Annotated in this window: 1 protein-coding gene; it reads left to right on the forward strand. The window is 58.3% G+C overall.

Translation table 11 applies throughout. The features are described from left to right. Positions 1–415 (forward strand): immunoglobulin-like domain-containing protein (locus tag ACNFIC_RS23855; protein WP_416782290.1); only part of this gene is annotated, 415 nt, incomplete at both ends.

Below are 415 nucleotides of genomic sequence, written 5' to 3' on the forward strand. Positions count from 1 at the left end.
CGACGCAAACGTCACCTTCAACTTCCAGCTGAGCAATCCGCCGCAGACTGGCAGCGCTACTACGCTCACCGTGAACGTCGGCGGCACCGAATATCAGGTCAACGTCGATGCTTCCGGCAAGGGCACGCTGCAAGTGCCGAACACCAACACCGATGACGTCTACAAAGACGGTTCGACCCTGACCGCGACCGTCACTAAAGTAGACGGCGGCAACTTCGAAGCCGTCGACCTGAGCAAATCCAGTGTCACGGCCAACATCGAAGATACCCTCGATACCACTACTGTCACCGTGACAGCAGATCCGGCGAAAGAAGGCGACGCAAACGTCACCTTCAACTTCCAGCTGAGCAACCCACCGCAAACTGGCAGCCCGGTCACGCTGACCGTGAACGTCGGTGGTACTGAGTACCAGGTC

This window comes from Pseudomonas sp. NY15463 (genome assembly GCF_048068415.1).
GTDB lineage: Bacteria > Pseudomonadota > Gammaproteobacteria > Pseudomonadales > Pseudomonadaceae > Aquipseudomonas > Aquipseudomonas mosselii_C.